At 37.7% G+C, this 19715-nt stretch carries 22 protein-coding genes and 2 tRNA genes; 12 read left to right on the forward strand and 12 right to left on the reverse strand.

Annotated features, from left to right (window positions below):
- Window positions 1–85: 85 nt before the first annotated feature.
- The 4 genes from accD to IW16_RS03220 all read left to right on the forward strand — a co-directional run bounded on the left by accD (window position 86) and on the right by IW16_RS03220 (window position 3749).
- Complete coding sequence (gene accD / locus IW16_RS03205) at window positions 86–940, forward strand: acetyl-CoA carboxylase, carboxyltransferase subunit beta (protein WP_034739627.1); 855 nt, start codon at window positions 86–88, stop codon at window positions 938–940.
- A 54-nt stretch (window positions 941–994) separates the two neighbouring features.
- Complete coding sequence (locus tag IW16_RS03210; RefSeq protein ID WP_034739630.1) at window positions 995–1504, forward strand: DUF6973 domain-containing protein; 510 nt, start codon at window positions 995–997, stop codon at window positions 1502–1504.
- 202 nt (window positions 1505–1706) lie between these two features.
- Complete coding sequence (locus IW16_RS03215) at window positions 1707–3110, forward strand: nucleoside recognition domain-containing protein (protein WP_034739633.1); 1404 nt, start codon at window positions 1707–1709, stop codon at window positions 3108–3110.
- Window positions 3111–3356: 246 nt separating this feature from the next.
- Window positions 3357–3749 carry a hypothetical protein gene (locus IW16_RS03220; protein WP_034739635.1) on the forward strand — a complete coding sequence of 131 codons (393 nt, stop codon included), beginning with the start codon at window positions 3357–3359 and terminating at the stop codon, window positions 3747–3749.
- A gap of 14 nt (window positions 3750–3763) precedes the next feature.
- Here the strand turns inward: IW16_RS03220 and IW16_RS03225 are convergent, their stop codons facing one another.
- The 4 genes from IW16_RS03225 to IW16_RS03240 all read right to left on the reverse strand — a co-directional run bounded on the left by IW16_RS03225 (window position 3764) and on the right by IW16_RS03240 (window position 6515).
- Entirely contained in the window at window positions 3764–4651 is an 888-nt protein-coding gene (locus IW16_RS03225) for an energy transducer TonB (protein ID WP_034739637.1), read from the reverse strand.
- 33 nt (window positions 4652–4684) lie between these two features.
- Window positions 4685–5083: an ExbD/TolR family protein gene (locus IW16_RS03230; RefSeq protein ID WP_034739639.1), complete on the reverse strand. Its 399-nt coding sequence runs from the start codon at window positions 5081–5083 to the stop codon at window positions 4685–4687.
- A gap of 95 nt (window positions 5084–5178) precedes the next feature.
- Window positions 5179–5883 (reverse strand): MotA/TolQ/ExbB proton channel family protein, encoded by a 705-nt coding sequence (locus tag IW16_RS03235; RefSeq protein WP_034739642.1) that lies wholly within the window; start codon window positions 5881–5883, stop codon window positions 5179–5181.
- Window positions 5884–6053: 170 nt separating this feature from the next.
- Entirely contained in the window at window positions 6054–6515 is a 462-nt protein-coding gene (locus tag IW16_RS03240) for a hypothetical protein (RefSeq protein ID WP_034739645.1), read from the reverse strand.
- A gap of 168 nt (window positions 6516–6683) precedes the next feature.
- Here IW16_RS03240 and IW16_RS03245 point away from each other — a divergent pair, with 168 nt between their 5' ends.
- The 3 genes from IW16_RS03245 to IW16_RS03255 all read left to right on the forward strand — a co-directional run bounded on the left by IW16_RS03245 (window position 6684) and on the right by IW16_RS03255 (window position 10011).
- Window positions 6684–8480 carry a DUF885 domain-containing protein gene (locus IW16_RS03245; protein WP_034740528.1) on the forward strand — a complete coding sequence of 599 codons (1797 nt, stop codon included), beginning with the start codon at window positions 6684–6686 and terminating at the stop codon, window positions 8478–8480.
- Between the two features lie 138 nt (window positions 8481–8618).
- The gene (locus tag IW16_RS03250) at window positions 8619–9065 is read left to right on the forward strand and encodes a DinB family protein (protein ID WP_034739648.1); all 447 of its coding nucleotides are present in this window, start codon (window positions 8619–8621) and stop codon (window positions 9063–9065) included.
- A gap of 40 nt (window positions 9066–9105) precedes the next feature.
- Window positions 9106–10011, forward strand: coding sequence for a DUF6438 domain-containing protein (locus IW16_RS03255; protein ID WP_051889878.1), 906 nt, complete (start codon window positions 9106–9108; stop codon window positions 10009–10011).
- A gap of 97 nt (window positions 10012–10108) precedes the next feature.
- Here IW16_RS03255 and IW16_RS03260 read toward each other — a convergent pair whose 3' ends face one another.
- Window positions 10109–10729, reverse strand: coding sequence for an endonuclease III domain-containing protein (locus IW16_RS03260; RefSeq protein ID WP_034739650.1), 621 nt, complete (start codon window positions 10727–10729; stop codon window positions 10109–10111).
- A gap of 33 nt (window positions 10730–10762) precedes the next feature.
- Here IW16_RS03260 and bcp point away from each other — a divergent pair, with 33 nt between their 5' ends.
- Window positions 10763–11212, forward strand: coding sequence for a thioredoxin-dependent thiol peroxidase (bcp, locus tag IW16_RS03265; RefSeq protein WP_034739653.1), 450 nt, complete (start codon window positions 10763–10765; stop codon window positions 11210–11212).
- Window positions 11213–11302: 90 nt separating this feature from the next.
- On the opposite strand, the gene IW16_RS03270 is transcribed toward bcp, so the two are convergent.
- From IW16_RS03270 to IW16_RS03290, 5 genes are read right to left on the reverse strand one after another with little or no spacing between them, the layout of a single operon-like run.
- On the reverse strand, window positions 11303–11836 hold the full coding sequence (locus IW16_RS03270) for a GNAT family N-acetyltransferase (RefSeq protein WP_051889879.1): 534 nt from the start codon (window positions 11834–11836) through the stop codon (window positions 11303–11305).
- A complete protein-coding gene (locus tag IW16_RS03275; RefSeq protein ID WP_034739655.1) occupies window positions 11805–12467 on the reverse strand; it encodes a hypothetical protein in 663 nt (220 codons plus the stop codon). Before IW16_RS03275 ends, IW16_RS03270 begins: the two co-directional genes overlap by 32 nt.
- Before the next feature lie 34 nt (window positions 12468–12501).
- Window positions 12502–13584 carry a mannose-1-phosphate guanylyltransferase gene (locus IW16_RS03280; RefSeq protein ID WP_034739657.1) on the reverse strand — a complete coding sequence of 361 codons (1083 nt, stop codon included), beginning with the start codon at window positions 13582–13584 and terminating at the stop codon, window positions 12502–12504.
- Entirely contained in the window at window positions 13578–14177 is a 600-nt protein-coding gene (locus IW16_RS03285) for a SprT-like domain-containing protein (RefSeq protein WP_034739659.1), read from the reverse strand. Before IW16_RS03285 ends, IW16_RS03280 begins: the two co-directional genes overlap by 7 nt.
- A gap of 1 nt (window position 14178) precedes the next feature.
- Window positions 14179–15519, reverse strand: coding sequence for a TolC family protein (locus IW16_RS03290; protein WP_034739661.1), 1341 nt, complete (start codon window positions 15517–15519; stop codon window positions 14179–14181).
- A gap of 97 nt (window positions 15520–15616) precedes the next feature.
- Here IW16_RS03290 and IW16_RS03295 point away from each other — a divergent pair, with 97 nt between their 5' ends.
- The 4 genes from IW16_RS03295 to IW16_RS03310 all read left to right on the forward strand — a co-directional run bounded on the left by IW16_RS03295 (window position 15617) and on the right by IW16_RS03310 (window position 18298).
- Window positions 15617–16861, forward strand: a complete 1245-nt coding sequence (locus IW16_RS03295; protein ID WP_034739663.1) for a bifunctional folylpolyglutamate synthase/dihydrofolate synthase — start codon at window positions 15617–15619, stop codon at window positions 16859–16861.
- A gap of 41 nt (window positions 16862–16902) precedes the next feature.
- Window positions 16903–16977: transfer RNA gene (locus IW16_RS03300), tRNA-Val, on the forward strand.
- Window positions 16978–17012: 35 nt separating this feature from the next.
- A tRNA-Val gene (locus IW16_RS03305) sits at window positions 17013–17087 on the forward strand.
- Window positions 17088–17182: 95 nt separating this feature from the next.
- Entirely contained in the window at window positions 17183–18298 is a 1116-nt protein-coding gene (locus IW16_RS03310) for a hypothetical protein (RefSeq protein ID WP_034739664.1), read from the forward strand.
- Here IW16_RS03310 and IW16_RS03315 read toward each other — a convergent pair.
- Complete coding sequence (locus IW16_RS03315) at window positions 18295–19266, reverse strand: glycosyltransferase family 9 protein (RefSeq protein WP_034739669.1); 972 nt, start codon at window positions 19264–19266, stop codon at window positions 18295–18297. The genes IW16_RS03310 and IW16_RS03315 overlap by 4 nt on opposite strands.
- 2 nt (window positions 19267–19268) lie before the next feature.
- Window positions 19269–19688: a SufE family protein gene (locus tag IW16_RS03320; protein WP_034739671.1), complete on the reverse strand. Its 420-nt coding sequence runs from the start codon at window positions 19686–19688 to the stop codon at window positions 19269–19271.
- Window positions 19689–19715 lie beyond the last annotated feature (27 nt).

The raw sequence follows: 19715 nt of genomic DNA on the forward strand, positions 1-19715 counted from the left end.
GTACATTTGTATTAATGTAAAAAGTATTCATAACGGATATTGTTTACATTAATACATTTTACATTTATACCCTAATACAAAGAAAATGGCATTCGACTGGTTTAAAAGAAAAGCAAAAAACATTACCACCTCTACTGATGAAAAAAAGGATGTTCCCAAAGGCCTTTGGCATCAGACTCCATCAGGAAAAATAGTGGAGCATGATGAATTGAGAAGAAACAGCTACGTTTCTCCTGAAGACGGATTTCACGTAAGAATAGGAAGTGCAGAATTTTTTGAGATCCTTTTTGACGAAGGTAAGTTCACTGAACTGGATGCCAATGTGGAAAGTATTGATATCTTAAACTTCAAGGATACGAAACCTTACAAAGACCGTCTAAAAGAAGTAAGAGCAAAAACAAAACTTACAGACTCTATCAGAAATGCTGTAGGAACCGTAAAAGGAACTGAGATGGTAGTTTCATGTATGGATTTCGCTTTTATCGGTGGATCTTTAGGTTCTGTAATGGGTGAAAAAATCAGAAGAGCAGTGGATTACTGTATCGCCAACAAACTTCCGTACATGATTATCTGTCAGTCCGGAGGAGCGAGAATGCAGGAGGCAACCTACTCTCTGATGCAGCTTGCAAAAGTACAGGCTAAGCTTGCTCAGCTTTCTGAAGCTGGACTTCTATATATCGCCTACCTTTGTGACCCTACATTTGGAGGAATTACAGCTTCTTTTGCGATGACCGCTGATATTATCATGGCTGAGCCAGGAGCATTAATCGGTTTTGCAGGTCCTAGAGTTATCCGTGAAACGATCGGAAGAGATCTTCCTGAAGGTTTCCAGACCTCTGAATTCCTACAGGAAAAAGGATTTGTAGATTTCATCGTAAAAAGAACTGAAATTAAAGATACCGTAGCCAAAACAGTAAATTTATTGGCTGTAAACGCTTAAGATTTGTAACAAACACTATACAGTCTCTCTCTAATTAGGGAGAGATTTTTATTTATGAGGACTTTTAAGATATTTTTTAATACCATCCGAAGCATGAGCCTGAAAAAGATCATGCGTCTTTTATCACTGCTCCTTCCCCATCCTCTTTTTGCATTATTAAGTTTTCATGCAACGGTTCAGGCTTTTGCTATTGCACAGAAAAAATTTCCTAAAACAGCCTCCAATAACGGGATAGGAAATGCATTCCGACATGCACTGTGGTGCTGTTTCATCATGATGTACTGCTGCAAGGTTTCCTCACCGGAAAAAGCACTGAGCTTCTGCAAAAGAATTACGGATATGCATGAAGAACTGTTTCCTAACCAACCTCTGGAAACCAAAATGGATCTTCACAACAACAAAATTGGTATGGATTATTTCATGGAACTCCTTCCGGGCATTCACCGTCAGTTTTTTGAGAAAAGCTTTTTTATCGACAGCCTGGTCAAGAAAATGGATGATGCAAAGGTGTTAAAAAATCTGGATGATCATTTTGAGGGACATCTCGTTTATCTGGAAGAGTAATTTCTTTTATTCTCACTGTAAAATCATAAAATTCTTATTCAAAATAACATTTTAGACTGCTTAATTGAGTTTAATATAATTCTGTATTGAAATATACATGAGATGAAAATCAACGATTTTCACAAACTTAAGGGTTTAAAAAACTTTGTCTCTTTGTGGTTTAAAGTTTTTTTGATAAGTTTAACAATCTTAATTCAATTAAATGGTCCTCAGCAGAATTTGGTCGGCTTTCATTATCATTGCCATTGCCATTGCCAGTATTAAATACGTTTCGTCAGGCCACTACAAAACCATCTTCAATGATATGGTCGTAGGGAAAGGCGGTGACACGGTTCAGATCGCCTCACAGCCGATAAGCTCACTTACTCCAATGGTAAGGGACAGTCTGATGAAAAACAATGATTTTGCAGACCGCAGAATCCATTACAAAACAGATTCTTTAAAACAGAATGTTAAAGTCTACAGAGTTCAGGAAGCGGACGGTGTGATCGGAACCTCTGAAACAGCTGTAAAAATATGCATTGGCCTGATTGGAATCATGACTCTTTTTATGGGATTCATGAGTATTGCTGAGAAAGCAGGCGGGATTAATCTTTTAAGCCGTTTAATCCAACCATTCTTCTCAAAATTATTTCCTGACATTCCTAAAAACCACCCGGCTTTCGGACATATGCTGATGAATTTCAGTGCTAATCTATTAGGACTGGATAACGCAGCCACTCCGTTTGGTCTAAAAGCTATGGAAAGTCTTCAGACTTTAAACCCCAATAAAGATACCGCAAGCAATTCGCAGATCATGTTTCTGTGTCTTCATGCAGGGGGAATGACATTAATTCCTGTTTCTATTATTGCTTTGAGGGCTTCTGCCGGATCCAAAAATCCCACAGATATTTTTCTATACTGCATGATTGCCACTTTTGCGGCAACTTTAGCAGCGATGATCATTGTTTCCATTTATCAGAAAATCAATTTATTAAAACCTGCTGTTCTTGCTTATGTAGGTGGAGTCTCGGTACTTATCGGCCTTCTTGTATGGTATTTGACAGGGCTGAACAAAACCGACCTGGATACTTTCAGCCAGGTTTTAAGTAATGGGTTGATTCTTTTCATCTTCCTTGCGATCGTTCTGGGAGCTGTTTATAAAAAAATCAATGTTTTTGATGCTTTTATCGAGGGTGCTAAGGAAGGATTTACAACCTGTGTTAAAATTATTCCCTATTTAGTAGGAATGCTGATTGCCATTTCTTTATTGAGAACTTCAGGTGTTTTTGATGTGGTTATTGATGGAATGAAATGGGTCGCCAATACTCTGGGAACAGATCCAAGATTTGTAGACGGCCTTCCAACTGCGTTAATCAAACCACTTTCCGGTTCCGGAGCCAGAGGAATGATGGTGGATACAATGGCTACATTCGGACCGGATAGTTTTCAGGGGAAATTAGCAGCCGTTCTTCAGGGAAGCTCAGATACGACGTTTTACGTCATTGCGGTTTACTTCGGAGCAGTAGCCGTCAAGAACACAAGATATACGGTAATTGCTATGCTTCTGGCGGATTTGGTGGGGGTTATTACCTCTATTGTGCTGGCGTATTTATTTTTCGCATAATTTGTTGTCAAAGGAGATTTCATTGGATTTCTGATTTATTCTCAGGCACGTTGTGATGAAACTGTAAGCCAGTTATCAAAAATCGTAAAGGTCTATCCTGAGCAAGATGAAAAATTCCAGGAAAAACTAAATTAATATCAGCTTTTAGGAAGAAAAAAAATAATTTATTAAAATATGTCCAATTAAACTGGCGCACCCAGGCTACAAAACAAGCAACAAGAAACCAGCAACTAAAAAAAGTCAACTATGATCACAGATAAAGAATTCACATTAAGATTAATACGTCAGTTAACACAAGCATTGGAAAAACTGATCTTAGACAAACCTGAGGAAAGTCTGATGCAGAAAGAACTGGATTTTGATACTTTAATGAAAGATATTTTCAAGATAGATTTCACTGCTATTTCTTCAAAAACCAAAGAAGAGATCATTGCGATTGTCAGCGAAAGACAGGAAAGAGATCACAAAGATTATTATGAAATGCTGGGGAATCTTTTCTACTTCAAAGGGAAACAGGATGATAATAAGGACTTTTTAGACAAGTCAAAAACATTTTATGAACTTTATCTTCAGACCAGCGGAATTTTTGCCCTCCCGGTAATCAACAGAATTAATGAAATAAAAAAAGCACTTGAATAAAGTGCTTTTGTATTTTAGAATGTGATTTTATAACTTCCGGTTGAGGAGGTACTTGCTTTTTCAGCTTTTACATATTTCTTGACCCACGCTACCCCGGTAGAAGAGATACAGGGATCTGATGTGCCTCCTGTCCTTCTGGCAGAAACAACATTTCCAGCTTTATCTACGGTATAAGCTATTGTAATAGTTCCACTTGCAGTACAGCTGTTGCTGGGCTGGGCTCCTCCTCTTCCCATCGTTCCCGGTATATATCCTATCAGTTTTCGGTCTATTCCTACTTTACTGTCTCCATTGCCGTCACCTCCTAAAGGATCTCCGGCATTTCCTATACCTTCACCCGTTCCCTGGCTTCCTGCTTTGGTTCCTCTCCCTCTGATCAGGTTTCCGATGGCTGCTGTTCCCTTTCCGTCACCATTTCCGGTTTTAGAGTTCGCTGTAGTTGCACCCGTTTTTTTTGTATTTTTTGAAGCACTTGCACTTGTTGCGGTCTTCTTATCTGTTTTTTTAGATTCTTCTTTCTTAGGAACGCTAACTTTAGAATTGGTTCCGGTAATTACTTTTTCCTTTACCTCTGCTTTCTTTGGTTCTGCTGCCGGCTCAGGTTTTATCACCGTTTTCGTTTCCGGCACAGGAGTTTCAGCGGGTTCAGGAGTTACTTCTTCCGTAGCTGCAGCTAAACTTCCCGGTTGATCTGCGGGCTCTTCAATGCCATTTCCATTTCTGTTATCACCGAAATTAACCAGCATTGTCGTAATCACTTCATCCGGCTGCTTATCTATTTCAGGCTTTAATTTATATAGGAAAACAAAAAGCAGAATCCCGCACCAGATAAGAATAGAAAGTATTGCACTTTTTATCCTGTCCTTGTTTTGCTCGTTTTTGTCTACGGTGTAACTTTTCATTTTAAATGATTCTTTCCGGATGTTCCGGACAGGTTATTTATCTTTAACTGTTGCAATAGCAATATTAAATTTATTCTTTTCAGCGATTTCCATGGCAAAAACAACATCTTTATGCATGGTATTTTCATCGGCTCTGATGGTAAAAGATTTATTCGTCTGACCCGTTAATTTACTGACAATAACAGACTCCAACTGCTCTCTCGCCACTGGATTATCATCTACAAAATAAGATCCGTCCGGTTTAATACTTACCGTCAGAGGGTTGGGAATATTATCTTCAACTGCTCCCGCTTTTGGTAACTTCACATCAATAGCGCTTTGATTGGCTGCTGATGAAGTGATCATAAAGAATATCAGCATAAGCAAGATAACATCGGTCATCGCTGCCAAACTGAATTCGGGATTCGCTTTATTTCTTCTCTGAATTTTCATCTGTTTCTTTTTACTTTTTTAATGGTCAGATGGAATCGCTTTATCTACTTCTGTCTGAAAGAAAATATCTTTGTAAGCGATTTCATAAGAAAGATTTATAAAGGTTTGTTGATAAGGTCTAAAAATTCTCCGGACATATTCTGTGCTTTCAGTACAAATCTGTCTATTCTTGTTAAAAGAATATTGTAGAAAAAGTTAGCAGGAATCGCCACAGCCAAACCTACTGCCGTCTGTCCTAATGCTGTATAAATACCCTCAGACAATGTTTTCGGCGAGAAAGAACCTGTAGCATGAGACAGATTGAAGAATGCAATGATCATCCCGATAACGGTCCCAAGAAGTCCCAGCATCGGAGCGATACTCGGTACTACAGCCAAGAGGTTAAGGTTTTTTTCCATATTGGCTACTTCTATCTGTGCCTGAGATTCCATAGCACTTACAATATCCGAAACAGGTCGCCCCAGTCTTGAAATTCCTTTTTCCAAAATTCTTCCTTCCGGAGAGTTCTGTTTTTTAGCATAATCTGCTGCCGCTTCCATCTTTCCTTCTTTGATAAAATCTTCAATATTCTCCATGAAATTGGTATCTGTTTTTGAAGTCAGCCTTTTGATAAAGAAAAAACGTTCAAAAAAAAGATACAGAGAAAATACACCCAAAGCCAAAACGATAAACATCACTATTTTAGCGAAAGCCCCACCATGGAACATAATTTTCCAAAATGAAAATTCTAAATCGTCTGTTGCCACTGCCGGAGCAGTAATCTGTGCAAATAAAATCTGAGTAAGTTCCGTTAACAGCATTAATGTGAATTTTTATAAAATTTTAACGACAAATGTAGTGGAATATTATGAATTGCTCTCTTAAAAAATGCTTAAAAACAACTTAAAGTTTGTTATGATTTAAAGACAGCAAATTTCTTTCCAAAAGAAATTTTGAAAAGAAATTCGATATAAAAAGGATGAAAAAGAGGCTATTCGTCGCCTACATCGATGTCATCCTGCCCAAATTCGCATTTTAAACGGAATGGGATCGGCGTATCTGATCCCGTATAGAAATCGTCGATAGTACCCTTCCAAATGACCTGAAGCTCACCTTCTTCATTTTTCTCAAACAGGAGCTCATTATCATAGATAAAAGCATCCTCGTCGTCGAATAAATCCACTTCCGTGTAAGTTTCCTCTTCCGTATCATTAATGTTAAACGCTTTCCCTTCTATTTCCTTCGATTCGATAGGAAAATCAAAAATTTCAAGTGAAAGCTGCGGAAAGTTGTACTGTAATGAATCATCATCTACATGATCCAAACTGTCATCCGTTATAATTTCAACCTCTAATAAATGTTGCTGGTTGCTGTAGACCGCTTTACAATAAGTGTTTCTAATATTGTATTTTAGGGTCTCCTCCGGATGGTAAATTTTTAAAATCCCTTTCATTATTTCTTAAAAAAGAGCTGTAATAATATGATTGTTAAACGTTACCGACAAAGATAAAAAATTGATTCAAAGTTGAAAATATTTTGAAAATTATTTTTTTAAATCATTATGATTGATCATTCCGTATATGCCAATAATACTTACTTTTGCTATATAAAGATTCTGAAAATGAAAAACATTTTATCAAAAGGTATTTTAGGGCTGGGACTGATTATCTGCCTTGCATCCTGCAAAAAATCCGATTCTCCACTGACGAAGGTAACGCCTACGAATATGGATTCTATTGCGTCCAACTACTATGAGCAGTATCTTAAATTATATCCTTTACAGGCTACTTCCCAGGGAGATACAAGATACAACGACCAACTTCCCATCAATATTGACAGGGACTTTATTTCCGGTGAGATTGCTTTTTATAATTCTGTGCAAAAACAGCTGGAAAGCGTTGATTATAAAGCTCTTTCCGATGATGAAAAAGTCGTTTATGATGTATTGGACTATACATTAAAAGATAAAATTGAAGCTTACGCATACCACCCCGAATATATTCCTTTTACCCAATTTGGAGGCCTTCCTCTGGAATTTCCGCTGTATGGAAGTGGAGAAGGAAGCCAGCCATTTAAAACTGAAAAAGATTACAGCGACTGGCTGAAAAGGATGGAAAAATTTCCGGAATGGATGAATGCAGCAGCCGATAATTTCCGTGAAGGAATCAACAATAAAGTGGTTCTTCCTAAAAAACTGGTTGTGAAAATGATCCCACAAATGAAAGCAGAAGAGATGACCACTGCTGACATGCAAAAAAATATTTTCTACGGACCCATTAAAAATTTCCCAAAAAACTTTACACAAGCTCAAAAAGATAAATATTCTGCCCTGTATGCGGAAGCGATCACTAAGAAGATCATTCCTGCCTATGCAAAAATGGGACTATTTCTGGAGAAGGAATATCTTCCGAAAGCAAGAGATACGGATGGATACAACAGCCTTCCAAACGGAAATGAAATTTATAGATATTACGCTAAAAGCTGGACTACAACGAAGAAAACACCTGAGGAAATCAACAAAATAGGATTACAGCAGGTAGCGATGCTGCGTGCAGAAATGGAAAAAGTAAAACAACAGGTTGGTTTTTCCGGAACTCTCGAAGAGTTTATCAACTTTGTAAAAACAGACCCTAAGGCAATGCCTTACAAGACTTCAAAAGAGGTTCTGAATGGTTTTAACAGCATTTTGGCAAAGATCACTCCTAAACTGAAAACCATGTTCAGCGTAACTCCGAAGACCAAGTTTGAGATCAGACAGACAGAGAAATTCAGAGAAGCCAGTGCCAGCGCAGAGTATATCCAGGGAACTCCAGATGGAAAAAGACCGGGAATATTCTATATGCCGCTTCCTGATCCTTCCAAATTCAATGTCACTTCGGGGATGGAATCTCTTTTCCTTCACGAGGCTATACCGGGACACCATTATCAGGTTTCTCTTCAGCAGGAAAATACTAAACTTCCGAAGTTTATGAGATTCGGATGGTTCGGAGCATACGGCGAAGGCTGGGCACATTATTGTGAAACATTGGGACCCGAGTTTGGTCTTTATACAGATCCTTATCAGAAGATGGGTTATCTGAGTGATCAGATGCTGAGAGCAGTAAGATTGGTCGTGGATACAGGAATCCATACCGGAACTATGAGCAGAGAAGAAGCCATCAAGTATTTCCTGAGCAACATTTCTTATGACGAAGCCAGTGCTACCGCAGAAGTAGAAAGATATATGGCGATGCCGGGACAGGCACTCGGCTACAAAATAGGTTCTTTAAGAATTCGTGAACTTAGAGAGCAGTACCAGAAACAGCTTGGGAAAAAATTTAATCTAGCCAGCTTCCATGATGAGATCTTAAGTCAGGGATGTCTTCCTCTTGATGTTCTGAACAGAAAGATGGAGCTTTGGGCGAATAAGCAGAAATAGAATTAATTATAGAATCAAAGCAATAGAAATGGGACCATTAATTTAATGTCCCATTTTTTATTAATTTTAAAATTGACTCTGTGAAAGCTTCACAGGTTCAGTATGTGATAAACCTTAACTAATTTCAATCCATCAAAAATGATCATAGAATCTCTAAGGTCTCTTTATACAAGAGATTTAACCAAATTAAAAGCAGAAATAGAGTCCTATCAAAACGAAAGCTCCATCTGGAAAACCGATAAAAACATTACCAACTCTGCAGGAAATCTATGTCTGCATCTGATCGGGAATCTCAATACTTATTTTGGTGCAGAGCTGGGAAAAACAGGCTATATCAGAAACAGAGAGCTGGAATTTTCATTAAAAGATATCCCCAGAGCCGAACTTATTGAAAAGGTTGTTGCAACCCAAAATATGGTAGATGATGTCCTTAGCCAATTAACCCCTGAAGATCTCGAAAAAGAATACCCTATTGTTGTATTTGAAGATACAATGACCACTGGCTTTTTTTTGATTCACCTGATCATGCATCTGGATTATCATCTTGGACAGATCAATTATCACAGAAGACTGCTGGATATTTAACCCCCTTTTTTAATTAATTTCGGTAATCCATCATATCAATATGCTTCCAAAATTTTCGTTTATTCTCTTTTTTTTCTGTCTTGTGGGTTTACATTCCCAAAGCTTAAAAAGATCCAACGCAATCGATTCTTTACAAACCGCAGAGGATGTTCAGCAATTTATCGGCAGAAAAGAAATATCTCATTTTGTTTCTGTCACCGACAGGATTAAATATGGTTCCGATTGCAGCCATATCTCCGACAGTCTTAAGCTGACGCCCTGGGAAAAAGGCGATTTTGATGGAAACGGTCTAACAGATATCATTATAACCGGCAATACACGAGAAGGTCCTGGTACAATTTGTATACTAGACAAAGGAAATGGTTTTGAAACCGAGAAAATAAGCAAGGGCGATTTATATGAAATATGTGCTTTTGCCAATGTAAAAGGCAATAAAATAGAATATAAAAGCATTAAATTACATAAATATGGCCCAGACAATCAAGTAGAAACCACCCTTCTTGTTTATAAATTTGGGGAATTCATAGAGGAGAATATCCAACCTAAAAGACATCATATTTTAGAGATCGAATTTGAGGCCACCGGATGTTATGGAAGATGTCCCTCTTTTACATTTAAGATCGTTTCCAACCGGAATATCGAATGGAACGCTGGCCAATACAATAACATTGGTTTCCGGGATTATTCAGGTGTATATGAATCAAGGCTATCTGAAAATCAATTTAAAGAACTCATAGAAGTACTGAATTATACTGATTTTGAGAACCTGAATGAAGAGTACGACGTAGCCTATACAGATAGCACGACAGGATATCTGAAAATAACTTATGATGATATGAAAGTCAAAACCATCAGAGATTATGGCATGATGGGAACAAGAGGTCTTCAAAAGTTCTATAGCCTATTGTTCAATCTAAGAAGTTGCGTGATCTGGACGAAACAATAGTGTTTTTTATAAATTTGAATGTATAACGAGCCTATTTCTTGGGTACACAAAATCCACTCCCTCACCTTAGAAAAATGCTAATAGCTCAAATTCATCCTTATTTATCAAACATCATTTTCGTAAGAAAATCCTTCTCCCCTTTTCCTCTTGCCGGCGAATATTCTCTTCCATAGAAAATAATCTGAAGGTGAAGTTTGTTCCACGACTCTTCCGGAAATATAGCCTTAGCATCTTTCTCCGTTTCTACTACGTTTTTTCCTGAAGTAAGTTTCCACTGCGTCATCAGTCTGTGGATGTGTGTATCCACCGGAAAAGCAGGAAATCCAAAGGCCTGGCTCATTACTACAGAAGCCGTTTTATGCCCTACTCCAGGAAGGGCTTCCAGTTCTTCGTAGGTCTGAGGAACAATACCATTGTGTCTTTCCAGTAAAAGCTCGGCCATTCTTTTCAGATTTTTTGCTTTGGTATTGGACAATCCTATTTCTTTAATAAGTTCTTTAATTTCAAATTCTTCCAGCCTGGCCATCCTCTGTGGAGTTCCCGCCACCTCAAAAAGGTAAGGAGTTACCTGGTTCACTTTTTTGTCGGTCGTCTGTGCAGAAAGTGCTACAGCAACCATTAATGTATAAGGATCGGTGTGGTCTAAGGGAACAGGCGTGGTAGGGTATAATTTCTCCAGTTCTATCTGAACGAGCTCAGCTCTTTGCTTTTTTGTCATTTAACCATTAAATTTGAACAAAAATAATTCATTATGCTGAAAGTTGGAGATAAATTACCTGAATTTGAAGGAACAAATCAGGATGGTGAAACAGTAACCTCATCAAAACTGATTGGAAAGAAACTGGTCGTTTTCTTTTATCCTCAGGCCAGTACGCCGACGTGTACCGTGGAGGCCTGCAATCTGAGCGACAATTACTCAAAGCTTAAAAAAGCGGGATTTCAATTGCTGGGCATCAGTGGTGACAGTGTAAAGAAGCAGAAGAATTTCCATAGTAAATTTGCTTTTCCCTATGATCTTATTGCCGATGAGAATCACGATGCTATCGAAAAATTCGGTGTCTGGCAGGAGAAGAAAACATTTGGAAAAACGTATATGGGGATCGTAAGAACGACATTCATTTTTGATGAAAACGGAATCTGTACAAGAGTGATCGAGAAAGTTACTTCTAAAACTGCTGCTGACCAGATTCTTGAAGGATAATTTAATTCTAAATCTTAATCATCTTACTGCTGCAACGAGCTTTTAATGATTTAAAAATCAAATTATTAAAACAATTAAGATGATTAAGGTTTATTCTGTTTCGTAGTACATCAGCTCTTCGTTATCGTCCGGAAGAGTGACATAGTTCCTGAATTGAAGTCCTAATTTTTCAATCAGTTTTTGGGAAGAATAATTATCTTTTGTTGTAATGGCGGAAATCTTCTTCAGCCCGAATAAGTCCATCCCAATAGATTTAACCTGCAAGGCTGCCTCATATGCATATCCTTTCCCTTCAAATTCTTCCAGCAGAGAAAATCCAATATCGACCACATCAAGACCTTCACGTTCAAAGATTCCTACCGCCCCTATTTTCTCACCCTTATCTTTTGTAACCACCAGATAGTTTCCGAAACCAGATTTGTCAAACTGGGGAAGAAACCTGTTTTTGATATACTTTTCAGCGTCTGCAACGGTATTTATGCCACGGTTACCAATGTATTGAATGAACTTTGGTCTGTTGTAAAGATCAAAAATAAACTTACTGTCATCCACAGATATACGCTGGATGATCAACCTTTCCGTTTCGTAAACGTTATTTTCTTTTGGTAGATTTTTTAGGCTCATCTTTAGGTTCTTCTTTTTTCTGAATTTTTAAAAGCCTTGGATTGTTCGCGCACTTTTTATTGTAAAGTTCAATGTAAGTTCCGTTATCCTTTGCATTAGAAACAACTCCTGAAGACTTGTTTATGGTCACTGTGTAATGCGTTTTCTGATATGGACATTCTTTTGAAGTAAGCTTGCCCAGATCCAGATAGTAGTTTGAAGCATCTTCATAATAATTGCCTGCAATATCTTTAAACTCCTCATCTATCATATATCCTTCAGCTGTAAGAGCAATAGCAGCTTCTTCTGCATTGTCTATTTTTCCTACGAATTTCCGTAGCCCTTCAAGATCTGTTATATAATTCATTTTTCCAGCCGCAGAATAAGCAATGTAATAAAAGCTGTCATCGTTGGGGAACAAATTAAATCCGGAAAACTGCGGAGCATAGTCTTTCTTTCCACCTGAAGTTTTTATCTCCTGATCTTTCCCATAGCTGTTGTACATCAAAACCCATGAATCTATTTTATCATTCGGTATGATTTGCTGTAAAATGTTGGGGATACTGGAAAAATTTTTCTTGCTTTGGGAATGTCCAAAAAATCCCAAAAACATAAACAGAAAAACAGTTGATCGTATTGCAGTTTTTATCATAATTCAAAAATCAGCAGAAAGATACCAATAATTTTTACATGAATTTATCTCCTTTCTTGAAACTTTTCAGGTCAAGAACGTAGTCTTTAATCAACTGATCATTGTCTCTGGGGCAGATCAGAAGTGCTTTATCTGTGTCTACAACAATAAAATCTTCCAGACCGTCAATAATCACCGCTTTGTTATTATTCTTTAAACGAATAATATTTCCTTTGGAATTATAGTTCAGAAAATGCTTTAGTTTAACAGCATTTCCATCTTTGTCTTTCTCGGTATTATCATATACAGAAGTCCATGTTCCAAGATCACTCCAGCCTAAATCTGAAGGGATTACATAAACATTTTTTGCTTTCTCAAGGATTCCGTTGTCAATGGAAATTTTCTGAACCTTTGGGTAAATGGTTTCAATACAGCTGTCTTCTTTTTCAGAATTATATTCACAAGCCATAAAATGCTGCATCATTTCGGGAAGATAGAGTTCAAATGCATGATGAATACTTTTCACATTCCAGATGAATATCCCTGCGTTCCACAGGAAGTCTCCACTCTCTAAAAAGCTCTGTGCAATCTCTAAAATAGGTTTTTCCGTAAAGGTTTTTACCTTAAAATAGTCTGAATTTTTCTTTTCTACAAACTGAATGTATCCATATCCGGTATCGGGTCTCGTAGGCGTAATTCCCAGAGTTACAAGATAATCATGTTTTGCGGCAAGGTCAAAAGCAAGTTCTACTTTTTCAAGGAATACATCTTCTTTTAAAATCAGATGGTCTGCCGGAAGTACGATCATCGTTGCATCAGGATTAATCTCAGCAATCTTGTTCGCCATGTACAGATTACATGCGGCAGTATTTTTCATCAGAGGTTCTCCCACGATATTTTCTTCAGGAATTTCCGGAAGCTGCTGATGGGAAAGCGCGACATATTCTTTATTCGTGATAACGAATATCTGTTCTTTAGGAATAATCCGGCTGATTCTGTCATACGTCTGCTGAATCATAGTACGCCCGATTCCTAAAATATCCTGAAACTGTTTTGGAAATTTCTGTGTACTCATTGGCCAGAACCGGCTCCCGATTCCTCCCGCCATGATAACACAGTATCTATCTGATTTTAACATTCTTGCCTACATTTTTCAACCCTTGCCAAAGGCTTGAAAGAATACTTCCTTCCCGTAGCCAGGTTCTTACAAAGATAGTTTTTTTTAATCAGACCTTCTAATAAATACTTTTCGTTCCTGTATATAAAAAAATCTCCTTTTTGAAGTTCTTCAATAAAGTGCAGCCTATCATCTTGTTTTTCAGTATGAAAATATCTTACAAGATCCGGGCTGGCCATAAAATTAGCTTTTGGAGATTTTGAAAATCTAACGATAATTGGCCTCAGGTCTTCATCGTAGACCTCCAGACTTTCTATAAGCATATTTCTAAACGTTTCTTTCCACTCAATTCCATGAGGTGATATTCTGCGTCCGTATTTTTCGAAAGCAATCAAATGGGCCAGCTCATGGGTCAAAACAAAGAAAAAAAGCGGCGGCGTCAATGTTGAATTGACTGTTATTTCATGGGAGTGATCAGGAAGTTTTCTGTAATCTCCCAATTTAGAATTTCTGCTGCGCGTCACTTTTATATGAATAAAGTGATCTGCAAACCAAATCCTTAAGTATTTAAGTGTATTTTGAGGTAAATATTTTTCTAATGACTGGATAGACATTTTACAAAGCTAATGGAATTCCCGCATAGAAGTTCAGTAATTTAAGACTGAAAAGATAATTGTATTTCGCCTGCGCTACTGATCCCTGTGCATTTGCATAATTATTTCTGGCAACGTTAACATCATAAATCGTCGTTCTTCCGGCTGCATAACTTTTATCGGCAAACTCTAAAGCCAGTTTTGTGCTTTTCTCCGTTTCCACTGCAGAGAGGAAGGTTTCGTAATTGGCATCTACATCAAACTGTGCCTTCTGCACATTCTGTCTTACGGTCTGTTTCTGCTGCTCAAGGGTGATCTTGGCTACACTTTCATTGATTTTAGCCTGCTCTACCTGCAGCTTGGTTATTCCTTTATTGAAAATAGGAACATTAAGCGAAATACTGCCCTGCTGTCCAAAATTGTCTTTATACTGCTCGAAAAACTTTTTTTCTTTTACATAAATAAGTTCATTTCCTATATTATTCGTATTCAAAAGATTATTGTAAAAACTCCCTATTCCCACACTGGCTGTAAGGGTCGGCCAGAAAGCTGTTTTACTTACTTCTGTCTGTGCTAAGGCTGAATTGATTCTGCTTTCTGCCGCTTTTACCTGTGGCTGATTCTCAAATGCTGTAGTAAGAACTTCATCAACTGATTTTAACTGGGGTTCCAATTGGTCCGGCACCTCTACATATTCAACATCAAAATCCTTATAGTCGGGAAGCTGTAAGAGCTGTGCCATGGCAAAAAGACTTCTGCCAACATTAATTTCAGCAGTTTTCTTATTTTGCTTCTCTCTTGCCAATGCTGCTTCTGCTTCAGCCAGAATAGTTTGAGCTGTTGTTCCAACCTGTGTGGTTATTTTTGCTCTGTCATACTGCTTCTGAGCATTTTCCACCGCGCTCTCTGAGATCTTTACGATTTCTTTATTCAACAGCGTTGTAAGATACTGTTGTGCAATTTGCAGGGAAATATCATTTTTAATTGTTTCTACATCATATTGGCTGGCCTCTACATCAAATTGGCTTTTTCTGATATTTTTTTCCAGTCTCCCATTGTTGTACAGTAAAATATCTGCTCCCAAATTAGCACTGTTGCTGAATCTGTCATTCCTCAAACTTCCTGTTCCAAATGAAGTCTGTCCAAAACTTACACTATTCGACATCGTTCCGGATACTGAGGGCAGATACTGATTTTTTGCCATTTTGAGGTTGGAATCCTGGATCTGTTTAGAGTATTGATTTTGGATAACCTGAAGATTATGCTCCACAGCATAGTCTACACATTCTCTTAAGGACCATTTCTTCTGAGCACTTAGCCCCAGACAACTTAATCCAAAAACGATAATCCAAACTTTTTTCATATTAATAATTTTCAATATTAGACGAGCCAAATATAAAAAAGTTACAGTTTTAATAATTAATATTTTATTTTAAAAAAACTTTTGTGAATTTTGCATCATGACAAACGGACAATATCAGGAAGCTGTAGACTGGCTTTTCGTACAGGCTCCCAACTATCAGATAGACGGCCTTAAGGCTTATAAACCTGGGTTAGAAAATATTACAAAGTTGTGTGATTTTTTTGGAAATCCCCAGGAAAAAATAAAATGCATCCATATCGGAGGTACTAACGGAAAAGGTTCTTCGAGTAATATGCTGGCTTCTGTTTTACAGGACGCCGGTTATAAAGTAGGTTTATACAACTCTCCGCACCTCATCGATTTCACAGAACGCATCAAGGTAAACGGGAAAAACTGTAATAAAGAGTTTGTTTTTAATTTTATTAAAAAGCTTCAGACTCTTCCTGAAGACATCCTCCCCTCCTTCTTTGAATTCACTACAATCATGGCATTTGAATATTTTTACCAGCAGGAGGTAGATTTTGCTATTATTGAAGTGGGACTTGGAGGAAGACTGGACTCAACGAATATCATTACCCCTTTGGTAGCCGCTATCACGAATGTACAATTGGACCACCAGAATATTTTAGGAGATACGATTGAAGAAATCGCTGCAGAAAAAGCAGGAATCATCAAGCACAATATTCCTATTGTTTTCGGAGGCGAAAATGATACCGTTAAAAAGATTGTCCAACAAAAGGCAGACAGCGAAAATGCCCCTTTCATAGATGCAACGCTTATACAATCCAACCTTGATTCTGATCTTAAAGGGAATTATCAGAAGAAAAACATCCGTATTGTCCTTGCCTTAATCGAAGAATTAAAAAAAATAAACATTCCTGTTTCTGACGAAAATATTGAAAAGGGATTGCTGAATGTTCACCAAAACACAGGCTTTATCGGCCGATGGTTCGAGTTTTCCAAAGAACCTCTTACTATTTGCGATACCGGACACAATCAGGCAGGTTTAGAGTATGTATTTTCGCAGTTGAATTCTATTAACAAGCATAAACATGTTATTTTAGGCTTTGTGAATGACAAAAAAATAGATGAAGTAATGGCTCTTCTTCCGGAAAATTCTGAATTTTATTTTGCAAAACCTTCCATCAACAGGGGAAGACACCCGGAAGATTATGAAAATCTACTGCAGGAAGCAAAAATTTTTTATAAAATTTTCAATTCTGTACAGGAAGCGTATCTTTCTGCAAAAGAGCGCTGTACAAATGAAGAAATGATTTTTATCGGCGGAAGTAATTTTGTTGTTGGAGAATTTTTAGAAAAAAATTTGGAGATTTCTGAATAAGTCGTATATTTGCACCACTCTAAACGAGGAAACAAGTATAGGGGCTCTTAGCTCAGTTGGTTCAGAGCATCTGGTTTACACCCAGAGGGTCGGGGGTTCGAATCCCTCAGGGCCCACACAAAGGTAACTGAAGCCTTTCAAAAAAAGTTCAGGGCTCTTAGCTCAGTTGGTTCAGAGCATCTGGTTTACACCCAGAGGGTCGGGGGTTCGAATCCCTCAGGGCCCACAAAATCTCTCAGGAAACTGGGAGATTTTTTTTATTTTACAGCATTAAGGGATATTCTTTACCTTTGCGGTCTCACACCATAAATACAGTGTTTTTTGAAGCAACTTCATTTAATATCGTTCAACTATCCCTACCCTCCTTCATACGGTGGTATTATTGATGTTTATTATAAGATCAAAGCACTGTCTGATATCGGTATTAAAATCAATCTGCACTGTTTTACAGACACTATTCCTGAAACCGTGGACCCGGAGATTAAAAGCATAACAGAAAACGTTTTCTTTTATAAAAAAAAGAAAAATCCACTTCATTATTTTTCTACAGTTCCATTTGCTGCGGTCATAAGAAACTCTGACGAGCTATTTAAAAATCTAATGGCCATACAGGCTCCCATTTTGTTTGAAGGACTTCAGACCACTCCGATCATAAGCAGGCTTAAAAATAAAGGCTATAAGCTCTATCTGCGTTTCCATAATAATGAAGCCGAGTATTACAAAGGACTGTCCTCTTCAGAAAAAAATATTTTTAAAAAGATCATTTTCAAAGTTGAATCCTTAAAATACACCCATTATCAGAAAAAACTTTTGAAAGAATTTGAAGGGGTATTCTGTCTTTCTGAGAAAGAATTTAATGAAGTACACTCCTATTCAAACAATGCCAGACTTATTCATATTTTCCACGGCAATGTATCTGTAAAATCTCTTGGCCAGAAAGGAGATTACTTTCTCTTTCATGGAGACTTAAGTATATCGGACAATAAAAAAGCGCTGGAAGAAACGATCAGTATGTTTAAGAAACTACCTCAGCATCAACTTGTGGTGGCATCTGACCGTGCCGGTGAGGACTTAAAAAAGAAAATCAACCAAATCGCAAATATCAGTCTTGTTCCCATTGAAACAACTGAAAATTTACATCACCTTTTTGAAAATGCTCATGCCAACATTCTTCTTTCCTATCAGAATTCCGGGACAAAGGTGAAGCTTTTTAACGCATTATATAACAGCAGGTTCGTTATTATCAATCAGAATATTACCGATGACAGCGCTTTAATGGGTTTATGCCATTTTGGTTCAAATTCAGATGAAATACTTCAGCGGATCACTGAAACAGCAACAAGAAGCTACCATGAAAATGAAAGCAGAAAAGAAGTTCTGGAAAGGAATTATTCTGATTCGGCTAAAGCTGAAGAAATGGCTAAAGTAATTTTTTAAAGACTTACTGCCTTTACTATTTTCTGTACATTAAGCTCTTCAAGACAGGCCCAATCTCCACGATAGCATTCTTTGTCTCCGAAAACAGAACATGGTCTGCAGGTAAGATCCTTCACCTGAACAACATCCTCTTCTTTCTGTCCGAAACCTAAAAACCCGGCATAAGGGTGTGTTGCCCCCCATATAGACACACATCTGGTTCCCATAAGACTCGCAAGGTGCATATTGGCCGAATCCATAGATATCATCAATTCAAGTCCGGAGATCTTATGAAGTTCTTCTGACAGGTTTAGTTTTCCTGAAAGGCTTTGGGTATTCGGAATTTCACTTTCCCACTTTTCAAGAGTCTCAGTTTCTTTTTTTCCGCCACCAAAGAAATATACTGTGTGCTTCTGAGCTAAAATTCTTGCCAGCTCATAGGATTTTTCCAAAGGAAGCATCTTCCCTTTGTGCTGTGCGAAAGGAGCCAGACCTATTCCTGATTTTTCTCCCGGTGCAGGTCTCAGTTTATGGGAAAGTTCTACACTAAAGCCCATGGCACGGAAAACGTCAGCATACCTTTCTACGGTCTTTTTTAACTGTACTTTATTAAGATTCCATACATCGGTCAGTTCTTCCTTTTCTTCTTTTCCTTTGTTTATTTTAAAGACTTTAAAGCCTTTTCTTCTGTAGATCTTATCCAGAATCTTGGTTCGGATCACATCATGAAGATTGGCTATAAAATCTGGATTAAATTCTTTGATCAGCTCATTAGCCAGTCTTCTCAGGCCAAAAAAACCTTTGTACTCATCAAGATTAATCCCTTTAAAAGTAACGTTTGGAATATCGGTAAATAAGCTTTCGAAATTCTTTCTGGAAACCATAATAATTTCCACGTCAGGATTTTGCTCCAGAAACTCCCTGAAGACAGGTGCTGTCATCGCGACATCACCGAAAGCGGAAAAACGATATGCTAGAATTCTGGTCACGGCTAAGATTTTAGCTGATAGGCAACTGCGTAAAATTTAATCTGTTTGGTCATCGCCATTAATCCGTTTGCTCTGGACGGTGAGAGAAATTCCTGAAGTCCTATCTCTGCAATAAATTCAAAATCAGAATCGAGGATCTCCTGTGTAGAATGACCGCTGTAAATACTTACCAACAGGGAAACAATTCCCTTAGGAAGAATTCCGTCTGAGTCAGCATCAAAAAAAAGCTTGCCTTCTTTGAATTCAGCATCGATCCAAACCTTACTCTGGCATCCTTTGATAAGATTATCATCGGTTTTTCTGTCTTCGGGCAGACCTTTTAGCTCTTTTCCAAGATCAATAATGTATTCGTATTTCTGTTCCCAGTCTTCAAGAAACGCAAATTCGTCAATTATTTCCTGCTGTTTTTCTTTAATGGTCATTTTTTAACAATTATCTTTTGCAAAGAT

This window comes from Chryseobacterium vrystaatense, from assembly GCF_000737765.1.
GTDB lineage: Bacteria > Bacteroidota > Bacteroidia > Flavobacteriales > Weeksellaceae > Chryseobacterium > Chryseobacterium vrystaatense.

Coding starts and splice junctions, on each gene's coding strand:
- accD (WP_034739627.1), top strand. CDS start 86: ATGGCATTCGACTGGTTTAAAAGAAAAGCAAAAAACATTACCACCTCT.
- IW16_RS03210 (WP_034739630.1), top strand. CDS start 995: ATGAGGACTTTTAAGATATTTTTTAATACCATCCGAAGCATGAGCCTG.
- IW16_RS03215 (WP_034739633.1), top strand. CDS start 1,707: ATGGTCCTCAGCAGAATTTGGTCGGCTTTCATTATCATTGCCATTGCC.
- IW16_RS03220 (WP_034739635.1), top strand. CDS start 3,357: ATGATCACAGATAAAGAATTCACATTAAGATTAATACGTCAGTTAACA.
- IW16_RS03225 (WP_034739637.1), bottom strand. CDS start 4,651: ATGAAAAGTTACACCGTAGACAAAAACGAGCAAAACAAGGACAGGATA.
- IW16_RS03230 (WP_034739639.1), bottom strand. CDS start 5,083: ATGAAAATTCAGAGAAGAAATAAAGCGAATCCCGAATTCAGTTTGGCA.
- IW16_RS03235 (WP_034739642.1), bottom strand. CDS start 5,883: ATGCTGTTAACGGAACTTACTCAGATTTTATTTGCACAGATTACTGCT.
- IW16_RS03240 (WP_034739645.1), bottom strand. CDS start 6,515: ATGAAAGGGATTTTAAAAATTTACCATCCGGAGGAGACCCTAAAATAC.
- IW16_RS03245 (WP_034740528.1), top strand. CDS start 6,684: ATGAAAAACATTTTATCAAAAGGTATTTTAGGGCTGGGACTGATTATC.
- IW16_RS03250 (WP_034739648.1), top strand. CDS start 8,619: ATGATCATAGAATCTCTAAGGTCTCTTTATACAAGAGATTTAACCAAA.
- IW16_RS03255 (WP_051889878.1), top strand. CDS start 9,106: ATGCTTCCAAAATTTTCGTTTATTCTCTTTTTTTTCTGTCTTGTGGGT.
- IW16_RS03260 (WP_034739650.1), bottom strand. CDS start 10,729: ATGACAAAAAAGCAAAGAGCTGAGCTCGTTCAGATAGAACTGGAGAAA.
- bcp (WP_034739653.1), top strand. CDS start 10,763: ATGCTGAAAGTTGGAGATAAATTACCTGAATTTGAAGGAACAAATCAG.
- IW16_RS03270 (WP_051889879.1), bottom strand. CDS start 11,836: ATGAGCCTAAAAAATCTACCAAAAGAAAATAACGTTTACGAAACGGAA.
- IW16_RS03275 (WP_034739655.1), bottom strand. CDS start 12,467: ATGATAAAAACTGCAATACGATCAACTGTTTTTCTGTTTATGTTTTTG.
- IW16_RS03280 (WP_034739657.1), bottom strand. CDS start 13,584: ATGTTAAAATCAGATAGATACTGTGTTATCATGGCGGGAGGAATCGGG.
- IW16_RS03285 (WP_034739659.1), bottom strand. CDS start 14,177: ATGTCTATCCAGTCATTAGAAAAATATTTACCTCAAAATACACTTAAA.
- IW16_RS03290 (WP_034739661.1), bottom strand. CDS start 15,519: ATGAAAAAAGTTTGGATTATCGTTTTTGGATTAAGTTGTCTGGGGCTA.
- IW16_RS03295 (WP_034739663.1), top strand. CDS start 15,617: ATGACAAACGGACAATATCAGGAAGCTGTAGACTGGCTTTTCGTACAG.
- IW16_RS03320 (WP_034739671.1), bottom strand. CDS start 19,688: ATGACCATTAAAGAAAAACAGCAGGAAATAATTGACGAATTTGCGTTT.